This window comes from Neobacillus muris, from assembly GCF_943193175.1.
GTDB classification, from domain to species: domain Bacteria; phylum Bacillota; class Bacilli; order Bacillales; family Cytobacillaceae; genus Neobacillus; species Neobacillus muris.
Genome location: NZ_CALPDF010000031.1, coordinates 15,237 through 40,742, shown reverse-complemented (window position 1 = coordinate 40,742; position 25,506 = coordinate 15,237). Strand labels below are relative to the sequence as shown.

The 25,506-nt window shown below is 43.7% G+C and carries 20 protein-coding genes; 10 read left to right on the top strand and 10 right to left on the bottom strand.

Annotated features, from left to right (window positions below):
• Position 1 precedes the first annotated feature (1 nt).
• From NFS43_RS17545 to NFS43_RS17505, 9 genes are all read left to right on the top strand, one after another.
• The gene (locus tag NFS43_RS17545) at positions 2-1,168 is read left to right on the top strand and encodes a Ger(x)C family spore germination protein (RefSeq protein ID WP_251554058.1); all 1,167 of its coding nucleotides are present in this window, start codon (positions 2-4) and stop codon (positions 1,166-1,168) included.
• Positions 1,165-1,377: a hypothetical protein gene (locus NFS43_RS17540; protein ID WP_251554057.1), complete on the top strand. Its 213-nt coding sequence runs from the start codon at positions 1,165-1,167 to the stop codon at positions 1,375-1,377. The genes NFS43_RS17545 and NFS43_RS17540 overlap by 4 nt, the downstream gene beginning before the upstream one ends.
• Before the next feature lie 147 nt (positions 1,378-1,524).
• A complete protein-coding gene (locus NFS43_RS17535; protein ID WP_251554056.1) occupies positions 1,525-2,274 on the top strand; it encodes a GntR family transcriptional regulator in 750 nt (249 codons plus the stop codon).
• A complete protein-coding gene (gene gntK / locus NFS43_RS17530) occupies positions 2,249-3,784 on the top strand; it encodes a gluconokinase (RefSeq protein WP_251554055.1) in 1,536 nt (511 codons plus the stop codon). Before NFS43_RS17535 ends, gntK begins: the two co-directional genes overlap by 26 nt.
• Before the next feature lie 29 nt (positions 3,785-3,813).
• Complete coding sequence (locus NFS43_RS17525; RefSeq protein WP_251554053.1) at positions 3,814-5,160, top strand: GntP family permease; 1,347 nt, start codon at positions 3,814-3,816, stop codon at positions 5,158-5,160.
• A gap of 138 nt (positions 5,161-5,298) precedes the next feature.
• On the top strand, positions 5,299-6,702 hold the full coding sequence (gnd, locus tag NFS43_RS17520) for a decarboxylating NADP(+)-dependent phosphogluconate dehydrogenase (protein ID WP_251554051.1): 1,404 nt from the start codon (positions 5,299-5,301) through the stop codon (positions 6,700-6,702).
• 376 nt (positions 6,703-7,078) lie between these two features.
• A complete protein-coding gene (gene ahpC / locus NFS43_RS17515) occupies positions 7,079-7,642 on the top strand; it encodes an alkyl hydroperoxide reductase subunit C (RefSeq protein WP_251554049.1) in 564 nt (187 codons plus the stop codon).
• Between the two features lie 13 nt (positions 7,643-7,655).
• Positions 7,656-9,185: an alkyl hydroperoxide reductase subunit F gene (gene ahpF / locus NFS43_RS17510; RefSeq protein ID WP_251554048.1), complete on the top strand. Its 1,530-nt coding sequence runs from the start codon at positions 7,656-7,658 to the stop codon at positions 9,183-9,185.
• 161 nt (positions 9,186-9,346) lie between these two features.
• Complete coding sequence (locus NFS43_RS17505; RefSeq protein WP_251554047.1) at positions 9,347-10,573, top strand: MFS transporter; 1,227 nt, start codon at positions 9,347-9,349, stop codon at positions 10,571-10,573.
• A 71-nt stretch (positions 10,574-10,644) separates the two neighbouring features.
• Here NFS43_RS17505 and yeiL read toward each other — a convergent pair whose 3' ends face one another.
• Positions 10,645-11,316, bottom strand: a complete 672-nt coding sequence (yeiL, locus tag NFS43_RS17500) for a transcriptional regulator YeiL (protein WP_251554046.1) — start codon at positions 11,314-11,316, stop codon at positions 10,645-10,647.
• 80 nt (positions 11,317-11,396) lie between these two features.
• On the opposite strand from yeiL, the gene NFS43_RS17495 reads away from it, so the two are divergent.
• A complete protein-coding gene (locus NFS43_RS17495; protein WP_251554045.1) occupies positions 11,397-12,569 on the top strand; it encodes an MFS transporter in 1,173 nt (390 codons plus the stop codon).
• Between the two features lie 158 nt (positions 12,570-12,727).
• Here the strand turns inward: NFS43_RS17495 and NFS43_RS17490 are convergent, their stop codons facing one another.
• The 9 genes from NFS43_RS17490 to NFS43_RS17445 all read right to left on the bottom strand — a co-directional run bounded on the left by NFS43_RS17490 (position 12,728) and on the right by NFS43_RS17445 (position 25,221).
• Complete coding sequence (locus NFS43_RS17490) at positions 12,728-14,227, bottom strand: malate:quinone oxidoreductase (RefSeq protein ID WP_251554044.1); 1,500 nt, start codon at positions 14,225-14,227, stop codon at positions 12,728-12,730.
• A gap of 277 nt (positions 14,228-14,504) precedes the next feature.
• Complete coding sequence (gene hprK, locus NFS43_RS17485) at positions 14,505-15,440, bottom strand: HPr(Ser) kinase/phosphatase (protein WP_251554043.1); 936 nt, start codon at positions 15,438-15,440, stop codon at positions 14,505-14,507.
• A 90-nt stretch (positions 15,441-15,530) separates the two neighbouring features.
• Positions 15,531-15,929 carry a sulfurtransferase gene (locus NFS43_RS17480; protein ID WP_338150619.1) on the bottom strand — a complete coding sequence of 133 codons (399 nt, stop codon included), beginning with the start codon at positions 15,927-15,929 and terminating at the stop codon, positions 15,531-15,533.
• 146 nt (positions 15,930-16,075) lie between these two features.
• On the bottom strand, positions 16,076-16,567 hold the full coding sequence (locus NFS43_RS17475; protein ID WP_251554041.1) for a methylated-DNA--[protein]-cysteine S-methyltransferase: 492 nt from the start codon (positions 16,565-16,567) through the stop codon (positions 16,076-16,078).
• A 272-nt stretch (positions 16,568-16,839) separates the two neighbouring features.
• Positions 16,840-19,503 (bottom strand): penicillin-binding protein 1A, encoded by a 2,664-nt coding sequence (locus tag NFS43_RS17465; RefSeq protein ID WP_251554039.1) that lies wholly within the window; start codon positions 19,501-19,503, stop codon positions 16,840-16,842.
• Between the two features lie 339 nt (positions 19,504-19,842).
• Complete coding sequence (locus NFS43_RS17460) at positions 19,843-20,775, bottom strand: dihydrodipicolinate synthase family protein (RefSeq protein WP_251554037.1); 933 nt, start codon at positions 20,773-20,775, stop codon at positions 19,843-19,845.
• A gap of 21 nt (positions 20,776-20,796) precedes the next feature.
• Entirely contained in the window at positions 20,797-22,800 is a 2,004-nt protein-coding gene (locus tag NFS43_RS17455; RefSeq protein WP_277613966.1) for a YjhG/YagF family D-xylonate dehydratase, read from the bottom strand.
• A 102-nt stretch (positions 22,801-22,902) separates the two neighbouring features.
• The gene (locus NFS43_RS17450; protein ID WP_251554034.1) at positions 22,903-23,379 is read right to left on the bottom strand and encodes a hypothetical protein; all 477 of its coding nucleotides are present in this window, start codon (positions 23,377-23,379) and stop codon (positions 22,903-22,905) included.
• 237 nt (positions 23,380-23,616) lie between these two features.
• Complete coding sequence (locus tag NFS43_RS17445; protein WP_251554033.1) at positions 23,617-25,221, bottom strand: glycoside hydrolase family 43 protein; 1,605 nt, start codon at positions 25,219-25,221, stop codon at positions 23,617-23,619.
• Between the last annotated feature and the right edge of the window lie 285 nt (positions 25,222-25,506).

Below are 25,506 nucleotides of genomic sequence, written 5' to 3'. Positions count from 1 at the left end.
GATGCTCAGGTTCAGTCTAATCCTCATCTGCATCATGCTATTGTCCGGATGCTGGGATAAAAAAGAATTAAATGAGGTCGCGGTCATCGTCGGGGTAGGGATTGACAATGAGCCTGACGGGGCCTACAAAGTGACAGCCCAAGTGATTAAGCCGACGCCGGGCGGAGGACAGCAAAAGAGTTCCGGTTCGGAGATACCTACATGGTCCCTTTCTGCCAAAGGGGACACGATCATGGAGGCGATTAATAATTTGAACAAAATTTCCCCCCGGCAGTTATATTGGGCCCACCTGCAAATCATTATTTTTAGTGAAGCTACAGCCAGGGAAGGGGTTGCCCCCTTGCTTTCATGGTTTGAACGTGACAAAGACAGCCGGGCGGGCTCCTATGTTGTCGTCACCAGGGGATCCGCCGAGAGCCTGTTAAATAAAAAAGTGGAGTTAGGTAATATTTCTTCCAAATCAATGGTTGATTTGCTGGATCGGGCCAAGCTGCGGCAAATTACAGCCAGTCAGCTTAAACTTAGGGTTTTATCTACCCAGCTGATCACACCTGGCATTGATCCCGTATTGGATGTGATTGATCCCAAAAAGATTCGGGGCAAATATGAAACCTATCAATTAACGGGCATTTCTGTGTTTAAAGATGATAAAATGGTGGGATTTATCAAAGACCCGAGCTCAGTCGGAACAGAGATCGCTTTTGGCCAATTTAAAAACTCCATCATCAAAGGCGTGTGCCCAAAATCAAAAAAGGGCTATTTCATTTTTCAAATCACTGATTTTCGTAATAAAGTTACGCCAAAGGTTCATCAAGGAGACATCCAAATACATATGAACATAACGATGGAGGGGAATTTGTCTGACCAGACATGCCCGGTCGATTTAATAGACAGCCAAAACTTAAAGGACATCGAACAGCAATTAAGCGCGAATATAAAAAAATATGTCCAAACAGAATTTGATCAGGCAAAGGAGTGGCAGGCTGATATCTTTGGAATCGGCAGGGAGCTAAAGCGATACCACCCTAAATTCTGGGACCATGTCGGCAAATCAAAGGATTATCTTAGCCACGTAAGCTTCCGCTATCAGTTTAATGTCAATATCAGAAGGTCAGGCCTTATTATGGAACCAACAACCGTAAGGCAAAAGGAAATGGGTGAAAAATGACTACATTTGGTTTGATTTTAATCTTTGCCGCTTTGCTGGTGCTGGATTTCCCCAAAGTGTGGAAAAGAAAAGGAATGGCCGCAAAAATCGTATACTCCAGCATCCTTGGATTAGCCTTTGTTTTAAGTGAATTGAATATTCTAGGATTCAAGGTAATCGGGCTTAATCAAATATTGATAAAAATCATCAGGCTCATTGGATTTTACTAAACCGAACAGTTTGCCTTTTTCTTCAGCCTGAATATCTTTCCAGCTCAAACCTCTCATTTTTATGAATAAAAGCGCTTGCATTTTAGTGAATCTTAGTTATAATACTTGTATACAAGTACACTTGATTAACAATGAGAAGGTGAATAGATGTCCGAGTCTATGGATTCCCTATATCCTGAAAAGTGGCTTACTAAGGCTTCCGCTGGTGACCGAGTAACATCCGAACTAAGAATGCGGATTATTTCCGGCATAATTGAAAGCGGAACCATCCTGTCCGAAAATAAATTGGCAGCAGATTTTGGCGTAAGCCGGTCACCCGTCCGCGAAGCGTTAAAAATATTAGCATCCGAAAACATGATCCGCTTAGAAAGAATGGGTGCTGTTGTGATCGGGTTAACGGAAAAGGAAATAGAAGAAATATATGATGTCCGTTTACTGATTGAAACGTTCGTTTTTGAAAGATTAGCAAGAATGGATACTGCTGAACTAGTAAAGGAACTTAGTAAAATACTAGAAATGATGAAAGTTGCCATCAAGTATGATGACGCAGACGAATTTTCCTATCAGGATGTCCTGTTTCATGAAACCATTATCCGTTCCAGCGGGCATTCTTATATGCTGATGATCTGGAATAATTTAAAACCTGTTATGGAAAGCTTCATTCTTTTATCCATGCGGGCGCGCTTCAAGGAAAAGCACGACGACTTTACCCGAATTATTGATAACCATGCCTTATATATTGATGCGATCCGGACAAAAGACAGGAATCTGATGATCAAGAGCTTGCATCAAAACTTTGATGATGTCCAAGGAAAAGTGGAAGACTTATGGATGTCACAGCAAATGCTTTCGAAAGGGGCAAAACAACAAGATGACAAACTACATGTTAGGTATTGATATAGGCACCACAAGTACGAAAGCAGTTTTATTCAGTGAAGCAGGAGAAGTCATTCAGCAGGAGAACATTGGCTATCCGCTTTATACACCTGATATCACGACTGCCGAACAGGATCCTGAAGAAATTTTTCAAGCAGTCTTAAAAGCGATTTCAAGCATTGCCCATCACCATGCTGAAAAAAAGATCTCGTTTATTTCTTTCAGCAGTGCCATGCACAGTCTAATTGCCATGGATGAAGACGACCGTCCGCTTACGCCGGTTATTACCTGGGCCGACAATCGCAGCGAAGCCTGGGCCCATAAAATAAAAGATGAGTGGAATGGGCATCAAATCTACAGGCGGACAGGAACACCGGTCCACCCGATGTCACCCTTAAGCAAAATTACCTGGATTGTGAATGAACGGCCTGAAATCGCTGCTAAGGCAAAAAAATATATTGGGATTAAAGAATTTATCTTTAAGAAATTCTTCCATCAATATGCAGTCGATTATTCCATTGCCTCCGCTATGGGCATGATGAATCTGCGGACACTGGATTGGGATGAAGAAGCATTAAAAGCTGCCGGGATTACACGAGAGCAATTGTCCAAGCTCGTACCAACAACTGAGATCTTTCGCGGCTGCGACCCCGATTTAGCCAAACAAATCGGAATTGATCCCGATACTCCTTTTGTGATTGGAGCAAGTGATGGAGTGCTTTCCAATTTAGGGGTGAACGCAATTGGAAAAGGGGAAATTGCGGTTACAATTGGGACAAGCGGTGCGATTCGGACGATTATTGACAAGCCGCAAACCGACGAAAAGGGACGGATCTTCTGCTATTGCCTGACGGAAAACCATTGGGTTATTGGCGGGCCGGTCAATAATGGCGGAATGGTCCTTCGCTGGATTCGCGATGAATTTGCGTCCTCCGAAATCGAAACGGCCAAAAGGCTGGGAATTGACCCATACGACGTATTGACTAAAATTGCGGAACGGGTTAGGCCGGGAGCGGATGGATTGTTATTTCATCCTTATCTTGCAGGCGAACGGGCGCCATTATGGAATCCGGACGTCAGGGGTTCCTTCTTCGGGCTGACGATGTCACATAAAAAAGAGCATATGATCCGCGCCGCTTTAGAGGGCGTTATTTACAACTTATACACCGTATTTTTAGCATTAACCGAATGCATGGATGGGCCTGTCAGCCGTATTCAAGCAACTGGGGGCTTTGCCAGGTCTGAACTTTGGCGGCAAATGATGTCCGATATATTTGACTCTGAAGTGATTGTTCCGGAAAGCTATGAAAGCTCCTGCCTGGGCGCTTGTATACTAGGTCTCTATTCAACAGGCAAAATTGATTCCTTTGATATCGTTTCCGACATGATTGGCAGCACCTATAAACATAAGCCAAACGAAGATGCCGTGAACGAATACAGAAAATTATTGCCGATTTTTATTAATCTATCCAGATTATTAGAAGATGACTACAGAAGAATTGCCGATTACCAAAGAAGCTTAAACGCATAAACACTTAATCAACAAGGGGGAACAAAAAAATGCCATTAATTATTGTAGCAATTGGAATTTTAGCCTTATTAATCTTAATCATGGGCTTCAAATTAAACACGTTTGTGTCACTGATTATCGTCTCTTTCGGGGTAGCGATTGCACTAGGGATGAAATTAGATGATGTTATTACTACCATTGAAGCAGGTTTAGGCGGGACACTTGGCCATATTGCCTTAATCTTCGGCCTTGGTGCAATGCTTGGCAAGCTAATCGCTGATTCAGGCGGTGCACAGCGGATTGCCATGACACTTGTGAACAAATTCGGGGAGAAAAATATTCAGTGGGCAGTTGTCGCTGCTTCCTTTATTATCGGGATTGCGTTATTTTTTGAAGTTGGGCTTGTTTTATTAATTCCTATCGTGTTTGCCATTTCTAAGCAATTAAAGGTTTCGATTCTTTATCTGGGCATTCCGATGACAGCGGCCTTATCCGTCACACACGGTTTCCTGCCGCCTCATCCAGGTCCTACTGCCATTGCAGGAGAATTTGGCGCCAACCTTGGCGAAGTATTGCTCTACGGTTTTATCATTGCGGTGCCAACCGTCATTATCGCCGGCCCGATCTTTACAAAAATCGCCAAAAAATTGGTACCGGATTCATTTACGAGACAGGGCAATATCGCTTCTTTAGGGGAGCAAAAAGTATTTAAACTTGAAGAAACACCCGGCTTTGGCATCAGCGTGTTTACCGCGATGCTTCCAGTAATCTTAATGTCAATTGCGACGATTATTACGCTGCTTCAAAAGACGATCGGTTTTGCCGACAATACCTTCCTTGCAATTATTCGGTTTATCGGCGGCGCATCACCTGCCATGGTCATCTCTTTAATCGTGGCCATTTATACAATGGGAATCGCTAGAAAAATCCCTATGAAAACCGTGATGGATTCCTGTTCAACTGCCATTACACATATTGGCATGATGCTGTTGATTATCGGCGGCGGCGGCGCTTTCAAACAAGTGCTAATCAATGGCGGTGTAGGTGACTATGTAGCTGAGTTATTCAAAGGCACCTCGCTATCACCGATCTTGCTTGCCTGGATCATTGCAGCGATCCTGCGTATCTCACTTGGTTCTGCCACTGTTGCAGCCTTGACAACTTCCGGTTTGGTAATCCCCATGATGGGCCAATCCGATGCGAACCTTGCCTTGGTGGTGCTTGCGACTGGTGCAGGAAGCTTAATCGCCTCCCATGTCAACGATGCCGGCTTCTGGATGTTTAAAGAGTATTTCGGCCTCAGCATGAAAGAAACCTTTGCTACATGGACATTGCTTGAAACCATCATTTCGGTAGCTGGTTTAGGATTTATCTTATTGCTAAGTTTAATGGTTTAACAAAATTGATAGATTCATAGAGGGGCAATACCCCATATATTTTAAAAGCAGTATCCCCTGTTTATTTCTTAGAATCCTCTAAGGTTTTATGAAAGGGGTTACTGCCTATTCATTTAAGAAACGAAGGAGTCGAGACAAATGTATCATTCGATTGGTGTTATAGGTTTAGGCGTAATGGGGAGCAATCTCGCTTTAAACATGGCAAGCAAGGGTGAAAGAGTAGCCGTTTATAATTACACTAGAGATTTAACCGACCAGCTTGCCCAAAAATCAGAAGGGCACTCCATTTTTCCCTTTTATGAACTATCAGAATTTGTTAAGTCCTTAAATACCCCTAGAAAAATCTTTCTGATGGTCACAGCGGGCAAGCCAGTAGATTCCGTCATCGGCTCCTTAGTGCCATTTCTTGACGAAGGCGATATCATCATGGACGGCGGCAATTCTCATTATCTTGATACTGAACGGAGATATGATGTGCTAAAGAATAAGGGAATCCGCTATTTAGGGATCGGCATTTCCGGAGGCGAAGCCGGGGCATTAACAGGCCCTTCCATCATGCCAGGCGGCGATAAAGAGGCTTATGATCAGGTGGCGCCCATTTTTACAAAAATAGCCGCCCAAGTGGAGGGCGGCCCTTGCTGCGTTTACATTGGGCCCAAGGGAGCAGGCCACTTTACCAAAATGGTTCACAACGGGATTGAATATGCGGATATGCAACTGATTGCGGAAGCCTATACGTTTTTACATCAAAAGTTAGACTTAACCATGGAGGAAATAGCAGATATCTTTGATAAATGGAATCAGGGTGAACTAAAAAGCTATTTAATAGAGATCACTGCAGAAATTTTGAGAAAAAAGGATGAAATAACCGGTTTGCCATTAATTGAGGTGATTTTGGATAAAGTCGGACAGAAAGGGACAGGTAAATGGACGAGCATTCAAGCCATTGATAACGGCATTCCTTCCTCGATTATTACAGAATCTTTATTTGCCCGGTACTTGTCTGCGTTAAAGGAGGAACGGGAGGCTGCCGCAAATATCCTGTCCGGGCCGGAGATTGAGGCGCAGGAATTGGATAAAGCTGAATGGATTGAGCACATCCGCCAAGCTTTATATATGGGGAAGGTCTGTGCCTATGCCCAAGGATTTACACAGTATAAAATGACCTCAGAACTATTTGGCTGGAATCTTCCTTTAGAAGAGATTGCGCTAATTTTCCGCGGCGGCTGCATCATACGCGCTGAATTTTTAAATGTCATCAGTGAAGCCTATCGAACCCAGCCAAATCTGGCAAATTTATTAACGGCCCCTTATTTTGCAGAGAAAGCCAAAGCCTATCAATTGGGGCTGCGAAAAGTGGTTTGTGAGGGAATCCTTTCAGGCATCGCGTTTCCATGTTTAAGTGCCTCACTATCCTATTACGATAGTTATCGGGCAGGGCGTTCCAATGCCAGCCTTCTGCAGGCACAACGTGATTATTTTGGCGCGCATACATATGAACGTACAGATCTGGACGGGGTTTTCCATACCAACTGGCAATAAACTAAAAGCTGAAATAGATAGCCATTTCCAATGGTTTATCTTTCAGCTTTTTTCATTTACATAATAAATTCTCATTTACATTATTGAAATAGTTTGCGATGAACCAGTCGATAGCATTCTTATAGAATTTATTTTTTTTACTAATAAGATTGGCTCTAAGTGCTAATATTATTTAAGGATAACAATATTTTTAAAGCGTTTACAAACGAAATGATGTTTTTTATAGTTGATATCTAATTAAAATCATTATTATTTTTATTTGACAAAAATAATAAGACATCGCTATAATAACTAATATAAATTAATAATAATTATAGATTAACTTATGAAAAAACAGTCTATAATGTTAATAAATCATTTTAGGAGGAATATTATTATGTCTCTAATTGGAAAAGCAGTAGAACCTTTCAAAGCACAAGCTTTCAAAAATGGTGAATTTATCGAAGTATCGGATGCGGATTTCAAAGGTCATTGGACAGTGGTTTGCTTCTACCCAGCTGACTTTACATTTGTTTGCCCTACTGAGCTTGAAGACCTTCAAGAGCAGTACCCAGCATTGCAGCAACTAGGCGTTGAAGTATTCTCTGTATCAAGAGATTCTCATTTCACACATAAAGCATGGCACGAAACTTCAGAAGCAATCGGCAAGGTTACATATGGCATGATCGGTGACCCTGCCCATGTCCTTTCCCGCCAATTCGATGTATTAAGAGAAGAAGAAGGCGCTGCAGACCGCGGCACATTCATCATTGATCCAGACGGCGTGATTCAAGCTGTTGAAATCAATGCAGATGGCATTGGCCGTGATGCCAGCACATTAATTGACAAAATCAAAGCCGCACAATATGTCCGCAACAATCCTGGCGAAGTTTGCCCTGCAAAATGGAAAGAGGGTTCTGAAACTCTTAAACCAAGCCTTGACCTTGTAGGTAAAATTTAAGGAAGTGCTCTAAATGATACTTGAAGCAGATATTAAGGCACAATTAAATCAGTATTTACAACTGTTAGAAAACGATGTGCTGCTTAAAATCAGTGCCGGCTCAGATAAGTTATCAAACGACATGCTGGCGCTGATGGATGAGCTTTCAACCATGTCTTCTAAAATAAAAGTAGAAAACACAACCCTTCAAAGAACGCCAAGCTTTAGTGTCAACCGCCCTGGCGAAGACACTGGCATTGCGTTTGCCGGCCTTCCATTTGGACATGAGTTCACTTCATTCGTGTTGGCTCTCCTTCAAGTGGGCGGCAGAGCACCGAAGGTTGACCAAAGCATAATTGATCGTGTGAAGGCTATCAAAGGTGAATACCACTTTGAAACTTACGTATCCCTAAGCTGCCACAACTGTCCAGATGTGGTGCAGGCATTGAACGCAATGAGTGTCCTCAACCCTGGCATTTCCCATACCATGATTGATGGCGCTGCGTTCAAAGAAGAAGTTGAAAGCAAAGACATTTTGGCAGTGCCGACTGTATTCCTTAACGGGGAACCCTTTGGCAGCGGCCGAATGACTCTGGAGGATATTCTTGCTAAGATGGGCAATGGTCCAGATGCTTCAGAGCTTGCTGATAAAGAGCCATATGATGTGCTTGTTGTCGGCGGCGGTCCTGCCGGTGCCAGTGCAGCAATCTATGCAGCACGCAAGGGCATCCGCACTGGTATTGTGGCTGAGCGCTTTGGCGGCCAAATCCTCGATACCCTTGGCATTGAGAACTTTATTGGCACAAAATATACAGAAGGCCCTAAGCTTGCAGCAAGTCTTGAAGAGCATGTGAAAGAATACGATGTGGATATCATGAGTTCACAGCGTGCTGCCCGTTTGGAAAAGAAAGACTTGATTGAAGTCGAACTTGAAAACGGCGCTGTTCTAAAAAGCAAGACGGTCATTCTATCCACTGGTGCGCGCTGGCGCAATGTAAATGTCCCAGGGGAAGCGGAATTCAAGAACAAAGGTGTGGCATACTGCCCTCACTGTGATGGCCCATTATTTGCCGGAAAAGATGTAGCTGTTATCGGCGGAGGCAACTCTGGTGTTGAAGCAGCCATTGACCTTGCAGGCATTGTTAAGCATGTCACTGTCATTGAATTTTCTTCAGAATTGAAAGCTGACTCTGTTCTGCAGGAACGTCTGAACAGCCTGCCTAATGCAACGGTCATCAAGAACGCCCAAACAAAGGAAATCACCGGTACTGACAAAGTAAACGGACTTACCTATATTGACCGTGAAACAGGCGAAGAACACCATATTGAATTGCAAGGTGTGTTTGTTCAAATTGGTCTTGTGCCAAATACAGAATGGTTAGCTGACACGCTTGAACGTACGAGAATGGGTGAAATTGTGGTCGATAATCGCGGGGCAACCACCATCCCTGGTGTGTTCGCTGCAGGTGACTGTACAAACAGCCCTTATAAACAAATCATTATTTCAATGGGATCAGGTGCGAATGCCGCATTAGGCGCTTTCGATTACCTCATCCGGAATTAATAAAAAGCCGCAGCGCTGTCTAACTGGCAGCATCCTGCGGCTTTTTTGCTGTCTCCTCCTCCAATCTCTCTATCATTTTATTAAACAAATCCTCCCTTTTACTTTAAAATAGAGTCATACATATAAAAAGAGATGAAGTCATCTGATGGAGGAATGCTTGGTTGAAGAATCCTAGAATCAATCGTTGGATTTTATTATTTGTTGTTTTCGGCGGTTTCCTTATTTTCGGCCTATCAGAAAATATTAAGGGGCCCGCCCTGCCAAGTATGCAGGCTGAATTTTCCCTGAATGAGTCCCAGCTTGGTGTCCTGCTTGCCTTGAATTCCTTGGGATATTTGCTGGCATGCTCGTTTACCTCTGTCCTTGCTGATAAAATTGGCATCCGCTTTACAGGAATTCTGGCTTTTGTTTCGATGACCTTGGCGGGAGTCTTTATGTACCTGTCTAAAGGATATCCCTCCTTAACAGCGTCCTACTTCCTGCTGTACGTAGGGAACGGAATCCTCGAGATTGGCCTGGGCATCATGGCAGCCCGGATCTTCACCAAAAATACAGGGACCATGATGAATCTGGCTCACTTTTTTTATGGCCTCAGTTCGATTGGGGCTCCCATCATCGGTGCCTCGATGATGGGCTGGGATTTAGCGGGCGGTGAGCTTGGATGGCGCGGGATGTACTTGATCCTTCTTTCCTTATCGGTTTTGCCGATTATTCCCTCGCTTATTGGGAGGTTTCCCGGGGAACATCAAAGCGATGGAGAAGCAGCATCGTTTCGCGGATTATTGCGGGACCCGATTGCCTGGTTGATTGTGGCGGTGCTATCGTTTGGAGTGATTTCTGAATTGGCTGTTGGAAGCTGGCTTGTCTATTATTTAGAACACGCCTATGATTGGCCGTTAACACGGGCATCCGGTATGCTTTCACTATTTTTCTTATTTTTTACCCTCTCTCGTTTGTTCGCGGGTCCGATGACAGACAAAATTGGCTACTCTCTCTCCATTACGCTGTTTTCTGCTTTTTCAGGTTTGTGCAGTTTGGCAGCCATTTTCATCGGAGAAATCGGAGCCATTCTTTTTGCTATTGCCGGAATCGGCATTGCCCCGATCTATCCTACCGTTATGGCCCTGCTTGCCAAACGTCATGCAAAAGGGGTTGGGACCGCGATTACGTTTACTGTCACGCTAATGGGAATAGCCAGTGTGATCGGAAATTTGCTTATCGGCTTTATTATTGATTGTGTAAATGAGTTTTTTGGAAAAAGCTTTGGAAATGAACTGATTGGCCTACAGGCAGGCTATGGATTTATTGCAGCGATGGCCCTCCTCTGTTCGTTCTGCTCCATATTTTTATACAGAATGCTGCGAGCTCAAAGGGAAACCGTTTATTAATCTCACCCCCATCATCAAAAAAGACCTGGAATTGGATGCCAGGCCTTTTTCTTTTTTTAAATGGCATAATGTTATTCATGCTTCAGCATTTCAGCGAGCCCCTGCAGCGCGTCTGGCAGACGGATCCGATAGTGCCGGCCTTCCTTTTGCAGATACCCTTTCTCACAAAATTGCCGTATAACATGCAATAAGTGGCGATAGGAAACACCTAAAAAATCGCAAACCATCACATGCTTTTCCTTATAAATTGGGCCATCAGCCGTTTGCAAAATAAAATCGGCCAGCCGGTTTTCAAGCGGAAAAGCAAGGCTTTGCGCATACTTCGCAGACATGGCAGTCGATTTCACACTTAATACCCTGGTCAGCTCACGAAGAAATTTCACATCCTCCAACAACTGGTCACGGCAGCAGGAAAAGGGGATGGCATAGCAAATGGTTTTCGTGGAGGCCTGAATCCCTTTTGTATAGTACACATCATTTAATAATTCCATCTCTCCAATATAATCATGGGGATTAATAAAATTAATCAGGGAAACCTTCCCGTTTTGATGCGTCACATATATTTTTGCTTTTCCCCCCATCACATAAAATAAAAAATCCGGCCGCATGCCTTCGCGAATAATCCATTCATCCCGCTTATATTCATGCACCTCAATAAATTCCTCAATCGGACAGGAAAACAACTGGGAAATCGGGTGCCTTTCCAAATAACGATGCCTTTTTTCACCTTTATAAATTTCCATCTTTCACCCCAAAGTATGAGATATCTCCTATTATCGTACCTGTCTCCATGATATCATGCAATCAATGGAGGGATACAGAAATGAATACGCAACGTTGGATGAGCAAACAATTTTTTAGTTTTTATATGACCTGGGGCGTCTTTTTGCCCTACTGGACGGGATGGATGGTCGAGACAAAAGGGGTTTCGGTTGCACAAGCGAGCTTAATTATGAGCCTGGGGATGATAGTCCGCGGACTTTCCACCTTATTTGCCTTCCCTTATTTTTCGGGTAAGTTTAGCAGCAAGGCCTTATTGAATGGAATGGCCATTGGCACGCTGCTCGCCATTCTGTGTTATATCCCTGCCGATTCGTTTTCTGCCCTGCTTTTCGTTACCCTGCTGATAAATATTTTTTACCCAACCTTGATGCCGGCATTGGACAGCGCAGCTGGAGTCCTTGTTCAAAGCAATCAATTAAAGCATTATGGAAAAAGCAGATCTTGGGGGTCCATCGGGTTTGTCGCGGCCGGAATCATTTTAACTGTCTTTACTGGATGGCTTGGCGATGAAGTGATCTTATGGGCACTGTTAATTGGCATTTTGGCAGTTGTGGGTCTTGGGTTCATGGGTGCGCCATTGGTTTTATCGAAAAAGCCGCAAAAGCTTCAAACAAAAGAGGCTGGCATGCTGAAGCTATTTAAGATTAAACACTTTGGCTTGGTGCTTGTGATTGTGATCTTGCTGCAATCAGCCCACGCCTCTTATTACAGCTATGGCTACCTCTTTTTGCAGGATATCGATGCACCCCGTTATTTCATTGGCATGATCATTAACATAGCGGTGCTGGCGGAAATCATATTCTTCTCAATCGCAGACAGGCTGTTCCAGCATTTTTCGGCAGGCGCCTTGCTTGCCCTGGCAGCGCTTGGTTCGACCGTACGCTGGATAGTGGTATTTGCTTTTCCGAATGTTATTGTTTTTAGTTTCGCACAAGCCTTGCACTCCTTCTCATTTGCCATGGGACATTATGCGTTTATGAAATATTTAATTCAAAACATTCCATATGAACAAGTGCCGAAAGCACAGGGCTTGTATTCAGCATTGGCGCTTAGCTGGGGAACGGCAGTGTTCACATTCTTCGGCGGTTATTTGTTTGAAATAGAGCCAAGATATGCCTTCATCGGCATGATTGCCTGCTCGATTCCATCGATGCTGCTTGCGCTTGTTTATCTTAAATCGGATAATAAAAAGGAAGTTGCCGCTTTGAATTAAATATAATAACCCGGTTAACACTGAAAGAGACCCATTAGAACCGGTCATCTGCGATTAAACGCCGGAAAATGCCCGGGGCTGTCCAAAAACCAAAAAGGACAGCCCCTTTTTATGAAAAGAACCTTCAATCCGCAGATGGATCAAAGGTTCGAAGGGAATTAATGGTAAACCAATTCTTTTTCGGTTAGGTCAAGTGCCTTTGCTGTAGAGGCATGAACTTTTTCAAGCAGCACAGGATTGTCCGCTAAGGAAACCCCATAAGAAGGGATCATTTCGACAATTTTCTCTTCCCACGCTTCGATTTGCTGCGGGAAGCATTTTTCTATTACCTGGAGCATCACGTGAACGGCAGTAGAGGCTCCCGGAGAAGCGCCGAGCAAGGCGGCGATCGAGCCGTCAGCAGCCGTAATGACTTCCGTGCCAAATTGAAGGGTTCCTTTGCCTGCCTCTGTATCCTTGATCACCTGCACCCGCTGGCCGGCCACCACGATATCCCAATCCTCAGCTTTGGCATTCGGAATAAACTCCCGTAATTCTTCCATGCGCTGTTCTTTTGATAGCATCACTTGCTGGATCAAGTATTTGGTCAATGATAACTCTTTGACGCCTGCCGCCAGCATTGTGAGCACGTTGTTCGGTTTTACGGAGCCAATCAAATCTAAATTGGAGCCAGTTTTTAAAAACTTTGGCGAGAATCCGGCAAACGGCCCGAACAGCAAGGATTTCTTGTTATCGATAAATCTTGTATCAAGATGCGGAACAGACATCGGCGGCGCGCCAACCTTCGCTTTGCCGTAAACCTTGGCATGATGCTGCTCGATCACTTTCGGATTGCTGCAAACCATAAATAGTCCGCTTACCGGGAATCCACCTACATGCTTTGACTCAGGGATGCCGGTTTTTTGCAGTAAAGGCAGACTTCCGCCGCCAGCACCGATAAAGACAAATTTGGCTGTATGGCGTTCAATGTTGCCTGTAGCCATGTTCCAAATTTTCAATTCCCATAAGCCATCCTCCGTGCGTTTAATGTCCTCCACATTATGCTTATAGTTAATTTCGACATTTTGGCTCTTCAAGTGGTTAAACAGCATCCGTGTTAACGCACCAAAGTTGACATCCGTTCCAGAGTCGATTTTTGTTGCCGCGATCGGTTCATTCGACGTGCGGCCTTCCATAATGAGCGGAACCCATTCCTTTAGCTTTTTAGGGTCATCAGAAAACTCCATTCCCTGAAACAGCGGATGATCCGAAAGCGCTTTAAAACGTTTTTTCAAAAAAGTAACATCCGTTTCCCCTTGCACTAGACTCATATGGGGCAGCGGCCTGATGAAGTCCTGCGGATTCTGGATAAGATTGCTGTTTACAAGATAGGACCAAAACTGCCTTGAAAGCTGAAACTGTTCATTTATTTTGATCGCTTTGCCAATATCAATGGATCCATCCGGCTTTTCAACCGTATAGTTCAACTCACACAGAGCCGAATGCCCTGTTCCCGCATTATTCCATTCGTTCGAGCTTTCCTCTCCTGGTTTTTCAAGTTTCTCAAACACTTTGATTTCCCATTCCGGTGCCAGCTCTTTCAACAATGACCCCAATGTTGCACTCATGATTCCTGCACCGATTAAGATAACATCTGTTTTCCCCTGTATGCTGCTCATGATATCCTTCCTTATCCCCTATATTGGCAAAAAAGATATGGCTTCTGCTCAAAAAAGCTAGATAACCCTTCAAAACATACCTTTTTTGTCTCAAGTAAAACGATTCAAAGTATAAAATTATTATACTGCTATTATCTGATAATTATAAACTATTTAAAGCATTTAAAAAAGTGAAAAGTCTTTCCATGGAATCCTTAAACTTGGCAAACATGAAAAAGCACCGATAAACGGTGCCACATTCAGAAGAGGATCAGTGTTCTTCCATTTTTTAAAATAGTTATTCCATACCAGATTTGGCCATATCTGCCTCAATTCGGCTCATAAACTCTTCGGCAGCGCTGTAGCCCTGCTGCTTCAAGTAAAAGTTATTGGCTGCTGCCTCAATTAGCCCTGCCACATCACGTCCAGGCTGGAGCTGGATTTCGATTGAAGGAATTTTAACACCCATATAATCGGTGTCATGAATTTCCTGTTCTAAATCATTATACAAGGCATCTTTTTCCCACTTAGTCAAATGAATATCAAGCGCAATTCGGGTCTCATCTTGAAAAGCCTTGCGGCCGTATAAGCGGACGACATTTAACAGCCCAATGCTCCGGAGTGCCAAAAACTCCTTATTTTTCTCATTATGGGTTCCTAAAATAGTTTGCGTACTTAGTTTCTTTAAAACAACGATATCATCTGCCACCAACCGATGCCCCCGGCGAATTAAAGTGTGAGCGGTCTCGCTTTTTCCTACACCAGAGCCTCCCCGAATCAAGATCCCAATTCCAGACACATTCATGCAAACTCCATGCACCGCCATCTCTGGTGCTAACCCCTTCACCAAAAACGCATCCAATTTGGGAATGAACTCTGAGGTTGTCTCAGGTTTATTTGTTACTAATAAGGGGATGCCCTGCTCTGTACAATGGTGAATCAAATAGGTCAGCCCCTCTTGACCGGCTGTTACAATAAAACAGGGCGGATGATAGTGGACAATATTTCCAATTCGAATTTTCCGTTCCTCTTTCGTTAACTTATGTAGATAGGTAATTTCTTTTTTGCCTAGAATTTGGACTTGCTCCGTTGGAAAAAAGTCAAAGTGGCCGACAAATTCGAGGCCCGGCCGATGCACCCGCGGCTGTGTAATTGGTTTTTGCAGTTGACCCTCACCAGCCAGGACTTTCAATGAAAACTTCTGGACCAAGTCTTCCACTGTTATTTTTTTCACCCTATACTCACGTCCCGTTTCCCTTTTTATATAAATTATACTTAAGTTGCAGGAAAGCGTCACCTGATCCTCCACTAATTCTTAAAAGACCTAGTAGGATTCTTTCCCTTTTGCCACTGGATTCTCGTTATAAGAAACCCAATCACTGTAGCTTCCTGCATATAGTTTTACATTTTGAAAACCTGCCATTTTGAAGGCAATGTAATTGGGGGTGGCTGTTACGCCTGATCCGCAGTAAACAATAATAGGCTCAGCCTGGTCCAGCTCGGCAAATCTTTTTTTCTGTTCTTCGCTATGTTTAAATCTGCCTTGCTCCAATCCTTCGGCCCAAAATTTGTTGATGGCACCCGGGATATGGCTTTCTTGATAAAGCTTTTCCCCTTTATCCGGTTTTCCTAATTCAAACCGGCAATCCACAACTTTGACATCCTTGTTTTTCAATTGTTCAATCAGCCAATCTTTATTAACAGCAGCCTTCACTATAATCACCCCGTAATAATCATTTTATAATGATCTCTGCCACCATCAAATTCCATTCTCGTATATATATTAATTCAATAAAACTCCATATTTTCCTTTATCATCGCCATGTAAAATAAGAAAAGCCCTGCACTAATCATTAGGCAGGGCTTTTCTTATTTCGGAGCATCTTTAAACGTCCTCTCATGCTGCAGAAGCCATTCTTTTCTCCATAACCCTCCTGCATAACCGGTTAATTTTCCATTTGAGCCGATAATTCGATGACAAGGGATGACAATGCTTAACTTGTTTTTGCCGTTTGCACTGCCGACCGCCCTGATGGCTTTTTCATTGCCAATGGAAACAGCAATATCTTTATAGGACCCCGTTTCGGCGTAAGGGATGGCCTTTAAGGCGTTCCATACTGTTTTTTGAAAGTCGGTCCCTTCCATTTGATAGGGGAATGTGAATTCATGGCGAATGCCTTTAAAGTATTCATCCAGCTGCTGAAAGCAAAGTTTTAAAACCTTTGGCGTTTCCTCTTGAAGGAGGTTGACTGCTTTGTCCCGCTCAGTGAATAGGATTGAACCAATTGCTTCTTCTGTTCCGATTATTTCTAAAACCCCAATCGGCGATTCGTAATCTAGTTTATATACTCTGCTGTTCATATAAGGACCTCCATAGATAAAATACAGCATACGCCTGCCAGCCTTCCCAAGCTGCGGCATATTCTTCAATTACTTTTAAAGTTGGTTTCCATTCAAGACCTTATTGATTTTTTTATTTGTTTATATATTTAAAAAAATCCTATCATATTTTCTGCCACAAGCAATACTTTTCTCTCAAATAGAGAACTCCATTTGACACTGAAAAAGAAGGGGCTGTCCAAAAAGCAAGGGGTCAGACCCCTTAATGGACAGCCCCTTCTTCACTTAGCACACTAAGGATGGGCTTTTCTCGCATCTTCATTCCCTGTTTCTGCCTCTCCAACATTCCCATTGTTGTTGTTTTCATTTTTCTCTTTAAACTCTACTGTAATAGAGGTTGAAGCCGGCTCACTGGTTCCTGCATCATTGGAAGCCACAACCGAAATGACATACTTTTGGCCTGGCTGCGGGCTGCTCAATGTTGCATTTGTACCTGATGTTGTCGCTAATGTTTGGGTATTGCCATTTACCGAATATGTAACTGTATAGCTTACATTTTGGGCATTGGCATTATTGTTTTTCCAAGTGATCACAATTTGATTCGAATTTTTATCATATTTAGCTTGCAATTCACTTGGACCTTTTAGCACTTCTTCTTGCCCTTCAACCGTTAAGGAAGCTGAGGCAGCATCACTCTTGGCGCCATCCGTAACCGCAACCACATTGAATACATAGGTCTTTCCTTTTTCAGGGCTTTGCAGAACTGCTTGCCTGTCACTCGCAGCCGGCAAGCTGGTTGTTTTTCCATCCACGGTGTAAGAAACTTCAAAGGTGGTTTCGGAACCATTTTCAGATGTGTGATTCCAGGTTAATAAAATGCTGTCTGAAGCTTCATCATAGGCTGCCTTCACATCTGTCGGTTTATCCGGCTTCGGCGGTTTCGGTTTTTCCCCGCCTTTTACATAGTATTCATTCCCAGATTTCGCCACACTGCTTGGCTGTTTAAATTTTTCCTTGCTTGCATCTGTCCGGGACAGGATTGCTTTAAACACCTGCTTAGAAAAATTCGCACTATTGGTTCCTAAATAGTCATCCTTCGATTTCGTTTCGGTGTAGCCTGTCCAAACCGCTCCGGTGTATTGCGGCGTATATCCGACAAACCAGGCGTCCCGCGTTGCATTATTTGGTAACCCATATTTCTCTATGGCCGATTGATCGAAGCTGGTGGTCCCCGTTTTGCCCGCTAAATCAAGGCTGGGAATATTTGCCATGGTCCCTGTGCCGGAATCCACAACTGTCCGCAGCATATCCGTGATGAGGAAGGCCGTATAATCCTCCATCACTTTCTTTTTGCTAGAAGCTAATTTCTCTTCTGTTCCATCTGCATGGATAATTTTTGAAACCGTATATGGTTCAATATAGTAACCGCCATTTCCAAATGCGGCATATGCACCCGCCATAATCAGCGGGGATGCGGCATCAATGGCACCAATAGCATTCGATTCATTTGCCTTTTGTGCATCTGTAATAGGGAAACCTAGACTATTGGCAAAATCCGTTGCATAGTCTGCTCCTACTTCTTGATACGTTTTTAAAGCCGGAATATTTCTCGACTGTGCCAGATGATCCCTGATGGTTCTATCTCCAGCATAAGACCGGCCGGCATTGCGGATCGGGGTCCCATTAGAGTATTCATACGGTTCATCCTTTAAAATATGTCCCGTCGACCATTGGAATTTTTCAATGGCTGGGCCGTAATCCAGAATCGGTTTAATCGTTGAACCGGGATGGCGCTTAATCTTTGTGGCATAGTTATAGCCGCCGGTTTGATAATTTCTCCCGCCGCCGATCGCTTTGATGGCACCCGTTTGTGTATCCAAAATGACAACTGCTGATTGCAATTTATCATTTTCTGGATAGCTAATATACTCATCGGTAGATAGCACATCTTCGGTTATTTGCTGGATTTCCGGGTCAATGGTTGTATAAATTTTCAACCCGTCTTCAAAGATATTCGCATTTGTTTTGGTCTGAACTTCTTGAATCACCGTATCTACAAATGCCTGGTATTTATTGGTCTGTTTTTGCTGAATATTTAACGTATCTGCAATCGGCGTGCTTTGTGCCCGTTTCATTTCTGATTCAGAAATATAGCCATGTCTTTCCATATACTGAAGAACCATATTTCTTCGTTTTTCTGCATTCGGAAGATTGCTTTCCACAGTAGGAATATAGTTGTTTGGGCTTTGCGGAATCCCTGCCAGCAAGGCCGCTTGTTCAAGCGTCAATTGATCCAGCTCATCCGGACCCAATCCGAAGAAGCGTTCTGCTGCTTTTGCGACCCCATACACATCACTGCCATACAAATTTTTATTAAAATACATTTCTAGAATTTGATCTTTTGTAAATTTTCGTTCTAATTGGATGGCCAAATACCATTCCTTCACCTTACGTGTCACGGTTTTCTCGGTCGATAAAAGTGAATTTTTCACAATTTGCTGGGTAATTGTGCTTCCGCCTTGAGAAGTACCAGAAGTGATATTCGTAAAAACGGCAACAAGTGTCCGCTTCACATCAATTCCATGATGCTCATAAAAACGGGCATCCTCTGTCGCCAACACCGCATTTTTGAGGACATCCGGTATTTGATCAATCGATATATCATCCCGCTTTTCAGTACCGATCTCGGCGATTAAAGTTTTCTCATCAGCAGCATATACCTCAGATGATAACGGATCTTTTAATAACGTTTCATCAAACTTCGGCACATCTTTAATAATCCATAGAAAAGCGCCGGCACCCGCTAGGAGCAAGACAAGCCCTAGGGTCAGACAAATATAGAATATTTTTTTCCAGACACTTTTTCCAGGTTTCTTGTTCCCTTGTTGTTTTGAAGCTCTTTGCTTTTGTTCTTGTATTTTTCTTCGCTCTGTACGAGAGCGATACTCTTCTGACATATTGCGTGTTCCTCCCTTTCAAAATAGCTATCAGGAAAACTTCTGTCTTCTCTATTATCCCATGGAGTATTAGTTTGATAAAATTATTGCACTTTGAGTTGGCAGAAGCAATTGTAATACGCTCGATGATTTTTAAGTAATCAAACTATGATACTCATCTGATAAATTTGTTTCAGATATATTCTAGGAAAGAAACAACTGAATGTACACTATTTTTTATTAGGCAGCGGAAAAGGGATAAATTCTTTCCTAGTTTATGGAAGAGAATTTTGCGCAAAAAAACGGCGTGTAAGCTGGGACCAGTTTATCACGCCGTTTTTTTATGTGATTAAAGGCTGGCTAAAGCACCATTGTTACATCTGGCAGAACAGCAGCCATTAAAGCATCGATTTCTTGCAAAAGTGCCTGAATGGCATCTGTTTGTTTTTGATCAGGAGGGAGTAACGGTTTTTGACAAAATCCTTGCAATGGGATCCCCCTCTGGATCATCGCATTTTTCGTAATCGGTATAAATGGTGTGCCAATATCATATAGCTTCATCATTTTGTCCACTATTTTCTGGACTGCAGCGACTTTTTCAAGATCTTTTTCATTGATGGCCCTCACCCATTCGGAAAATACCTCTGGAAATATATTAGAAAGTCCCCCGATACAGCCATTTCCACCGCTAAGAAGATTATGGGCAAAATTTTCATCAAACCCTGAGTAAATGATAAAGTCAGGGAATTCGTTCTGTACAGTTTGAATTAACTTTCGGGTATGTGCCATTTCCGTAACCGTATCTTTATACCCTTTAATATTTTTATGTTTTCTTAACAGGTTAAGCGTGACTTCTGGTGACAAATCATGGCCAGTTCTGGCAGGAAAATTGTATAGATAAACATCTCCGTTCACCGCCTGTGCCACTTGATCATAATAATATTCGACACTTTCATCCGAAAGCGCAAAATAATAGGGACTGATAATCATGACACCATCCGCGCCAGCAGCCACTGCATAGTTCGAAAGAATAATCGTCTCCTCCACTGACATGCAGGCTGTTCCAATATACACTTTTGCCCGATGATTGACATGGCTGACTGCAAGATCAATTAATTCTTTCCTTTGGGCATCCTGCATCGAGAAAAACTCACCCGTGCTGCCCATAATGACTAAACCGTCAATACCATTATTCATTAAAAAGTCATAAATCCTTTTGTTTGCCTGTTGGTCCAAATTTCCCTCAGCATCAAAGGCAGTAACAACAGGGGTTAAAAAACTCGCTTTTTTCATAAATTCCTCTCCTTGTGCCAGCTATAAAAATGATTTAACTGCCTCTGATTCTTTCTTTTTCGTCAATGCTTCCATGCCAGCATTTAATACTTCAATAATTCGGTCTGTATCATAAACGCTGCCCCTCCAGGTTCCTCCACTGACAGATTGAAGCGCAGCCCATAAACGGGTATCATCCGGCAGCCCAGGATCTGGCCTAAGTTCTGGATGCCTGTCACGTTCCTCTAATACTCTCGCGGCCTCTTCCATTGGCAATCTCTTCTCATTTGTGCCAATGAAGTTAACAGAGCCGGCCAAATTTTCCCGATCGACAATAATCTCAATGATGTCGCCATCACGCAATTTGCCAATGGGCCCGCCAGCTAATGCCTCTGGTCCAATATGGCCAATACATGCTCCCGTTGAGACGCCTGAAAAGCGGGCATCTGTAATCAACGATACGTGTTTTCCATACGACAAGTGTTTTAAGGCAGATGTTAATTGATAGGTTTCTTCCATTCCGGTTCCTAACGGTCCGCCGCCCATGACAACCATGATGTCCCCGGCTTTAATATCACCGATCTTGATAGCCCTGATGGCTGCTTTTTCAGAGGTAAATACCTTCGCCGGCCCCGTATGCCGATAAACCCCGTCCTCACCGGCTACAGATGGGTCAATGGAAGTTGATTTGATAACGGAGCCCTCTGGCGCTAAGTTTCCCTTTGGGAAGGTTACAGTGGACGTTAAACCTCGTGCTTTTGCTTGGGCCGGACTCATGATGACTTCGTCTGGCTGGACTCCATCATGTTCCACTAATAGCTGCCTAAATTTATGGCGGCGTTCAGAAGTTTCCCACCATTCAAGGTTTGTCCGCAGCGTTTCCCCTGTCGCGGTAAGAACGTCTTCATGCAGAAGACCTAATTTTCTTAAATGAAGCATCACTTCTGGCACGCCCCCAGCCAAGAATACTCGAACGGTTGGATGGTTTGCCGGCCCATTTGGCAGCACGCTTACAAGACGAGGCACTTTTTTATTGATTCTCTCCCAATCATCCACCGTTGGTACCTTGCAGCCAGCTGCATGTGCTATAGCAGGGAGATGCAGCAGCAAGTTTGTCGATCCCCCAAAGGCAGCGTGAAGTACCATGGCATTCTCAATCGCTTGATCTGTCAGAATCTCCTTCGTGGTGATTCCCTTCTTTTCCATTTCCAGCGCTGCACGTGCCGACTGTTTCGCTATTTCTTCCCAAACTGTCTGGCCAGATGGCGCCAGCGCTGAGTGAGGCAGGGCCATGCCCAATGCCTCTGCAACCACTTGAGCTGTTCCGGCTGTTCCTAAGAACTGGCACCCTCCTCCAGAAGACCCGCACGCCACACAGCCTAGTCTTGCGGCTTCCTCCAATGAAAGCTCATGATTGGCAAACCTTGCCCCAATCGTTTGAACCTTGCCGGTATCCTCCCCTTCAGTGGGCGGAAGAGTAGATCCGCCTGGGACGAGGATCGTTGTCCGATTATGCATTGAAGCGAGTGCGATCATCGTCGCCGGCAAGCCTTTATCGCAGGTTGCCACACCTATGACCGTGCGTCCAGTTGGCAGGGAGCGAATCAAGCGCCGCATGACAATCGCAGCATCATTTCGATAGGGAAGCGAGTCAAACATGCCTGGTGTCCCTTGAGAGCGGCCATCACATGGATCACTTACAAAGGATGCAAAGGGAACTCCGCCCCATTTGGCAACTTCTTCTGCAGCCGCCCTCATTTGCAGTCCTAATTCATAATTCCCGGTATGGAAGCCTAAGGCAATCGGTGTCCCATCCTGATCGCGAATGCCGCCCAATGTGCCAATGATCAGCACCTCTTTTCCAAGGAGCTTGGCTGGATCCCAGCCCATGCCAGCATTCATGGTCATCCCAAAAATATCGCCGCTGGGCCGTTCTCTTAACATTTCAGGAGTCAATGGCAGTGAACCCTCAGGCCCAGCTGCATGTGTCCTTATATCATAGATTGATTGGCTATCGCCATAAATGGAGTTAATCGCCATCGTCATCCTCCTTTAGCTTTTAAGCAAATCCAATAGTTTGAATGCTAATCATCGCAAAAGCTGATTTCAAATGATCCTGAAAAAAAACATTTGAAATCAGCCTTCATCCTAGTCATTTTTTCCCAACCGAACTTTTGCGTTTGTGTATTTTTTCAGTATGTTTAGCAGCCCTTCATTGATCTTGCAGTTTTTAAAGGCAAACGACTGCTTGATCACATCGATTTCCTCTTCAGATAAATCTTTAAAAATCTTTGCATATTCAGGCTGGATCAACGCCCCAGCATAAACCGTGAGAATAGCTTGCGAAAGGCTGGAAAGATTAGCGGCGTTCGACATTTCCGGATTAACCACCGCTTCCAAATGGTAAGCCAGGTCCTCCACTGACTGCCTTGCCTTATAGCCTGGCAGCCAAATCATCCAATCGTCGGTATTTAAGGCATGTTTCATTATAAAAATGGAGGAAAGCCTTTCGATATACTCCGATTTCGGAACAAGTGTCACCAATCCCATAACACCAACATCTTTATACGTCCAAGTTGTCCAATGAGCGCCAAAATCTTCAAAAATGCCAATTTGATCGTCCATTACGCTTAAGCGGTCTGGAATTTCATTTTCTGGCCCATTATAAACAGAGCCAAATTCCCCGACCCATAGAGGAATATGATATGGTTCCAGTGTAGCAGTTAATGAAGTCCTCCATATTCATCCAGCCGCCAATGCACGTGCCTCTAAGTTGGATGGGATTCCCTATTGAATCCGCAATTCGATTATTTTTCACCTGAAGCCATTCCATCTTGATTCCCTTCCTTTCAAAGAAATGTATTATTGTTCTTGATAGGCAAAATAATCAAAATCAGCCGGCCGGCTTGTTCCTCTTGTATCCTGGCAATGCATGCCTACAAACGCGCCGGTAAATCCGTTAAGCCGGACATACTCATCTGACAGTTTATAAGATTCGAAGATTGCAGAAATGTCGTTCCATGTTTCGTTGTCAAAAGAATACGAGAATTGATAGGCATGTTCCCTGACTTTCACTTTGAAATGGACGTACTCCACCGATTCCGGAATTTGGATTTCTGAACCTTGAAGCGGCTGGGAGAAAGCAAAGTTATCGCATCTCACAATGTCAATTATCCTGCCTTTTTCTTCGTCCCAGGTAATTTGGACCGATGTCCAGTTCTCGGTATTGTAGTAGCAGATCAAGCCTGCTGACTGCTGGAATGTCTCCGGCTGGAACGAAACCGCTGTGGCTGCATCAAAATGCAAGGACTGCCAGCGCCTTGCCACCAGCGCTTGGGTAAAGCAAGAGGTTAATGATTCCTTTCCATAAAGGCGCAAATTTCCCGGCCTGTCTGTCAGGGACATGATCTCTTCCGCTAATGGAATTCGCAATGACTGGAAATGATGGTTTAACGTTGGACTGTCAAAATGATCCACTGCTTCATAATCCCGCTCCCATTTCACCTCTGCCATTTTAGGAGCTTCCACTTCAACTGATCCCTGTTTTCCTCCTACCACATACGGCCAGCCATCTCTCCACTCAAGTTTTTGAATGGCAGTCTCCCTTCCAAGCGGGCAAAAACCGCGATAATCCAGAACTGGCTTATCTTCGTGAGCAAGCGGCCTGCCAGTTAAATGGGCTAAATACCATTCATTTGTTTGGGTTTGGACGATGGAGGCATGCCCGCATTTTTGCAGCGGGTTTCTGGGATCGTGCCAAGAAGTAAGGAGAGGATGGTCAGGATGCAGCTCATATGGCCCTTCAATACTCTTGGATCTTGCCAGCGTGGCAGCATGCGCATATCTTGTACCGCCTTCTGCAGTCAACAGATAGTAGTAACCGTCAATATGATATAAATGCGGACCCTCTGTCAGTCTAATGTCCGTTCCTTCAAAAATAACTTTTGGCTTGCCGATTAACCGTTTTTCCGCATGGGAGTATTCCTGCAGGACAATGCCCCCAAAGGAATGCTTATAGGTTCTTTGGTCCCATAGCATATTGATGATATATTTCCTTCCGTCCACATCGTGGAAAAGGGAAGGGTCAAAGCCTGAACTATTTAAATAAATGGGGTCGCTCCACTCCCCATCAATCGTTTCACAGGTGGTCAAGTAGTTGTGCGTATCCTTCCATGCACCGGAATGCATTTTCACATCGGAATAAATCAGCCAGAATTTCCCGTCAGCGTAGGTTAAGCACGGTGCCCAAACGCCGCCGGAATTGGGGTTTCCCTTCATATCGATTAATGAAATCCGATTTAACGGACGTGAGATGAGATGCCAATGGATCAAATCCTTCGAATGATGGATTTGAACTCCAGGGAACCATTCAAATGTTGAAACAGCAATATAATAATCGTCACCCGCCCGGCAAATGCTCGGGTCAGGATTAAAACCTTTTAATACTGGATTTTGTATTTTGGCCATCTTCCATGATCCTCCCGCGTTTAATTCAGAAAGCACTCTTTTATGTTCCTTTTCAGACATTTTGTTTTATATTATAAAACATCATTTTATTATTTAGATTAATTTAGCTAGATTATATCACCATCCAAAAAAGAAAGCCATTTCATTTTTGAATATTTTATAAAATAAAATATCTTACAGCTTTTAGGCAGGAATTACTTTACGTACCTGGATACATTAGAATGGGTATTATCAGGTAATAGTCGTCTTGCCTGTTAAAATTAGTAAGAACTTATTAATTTCTCA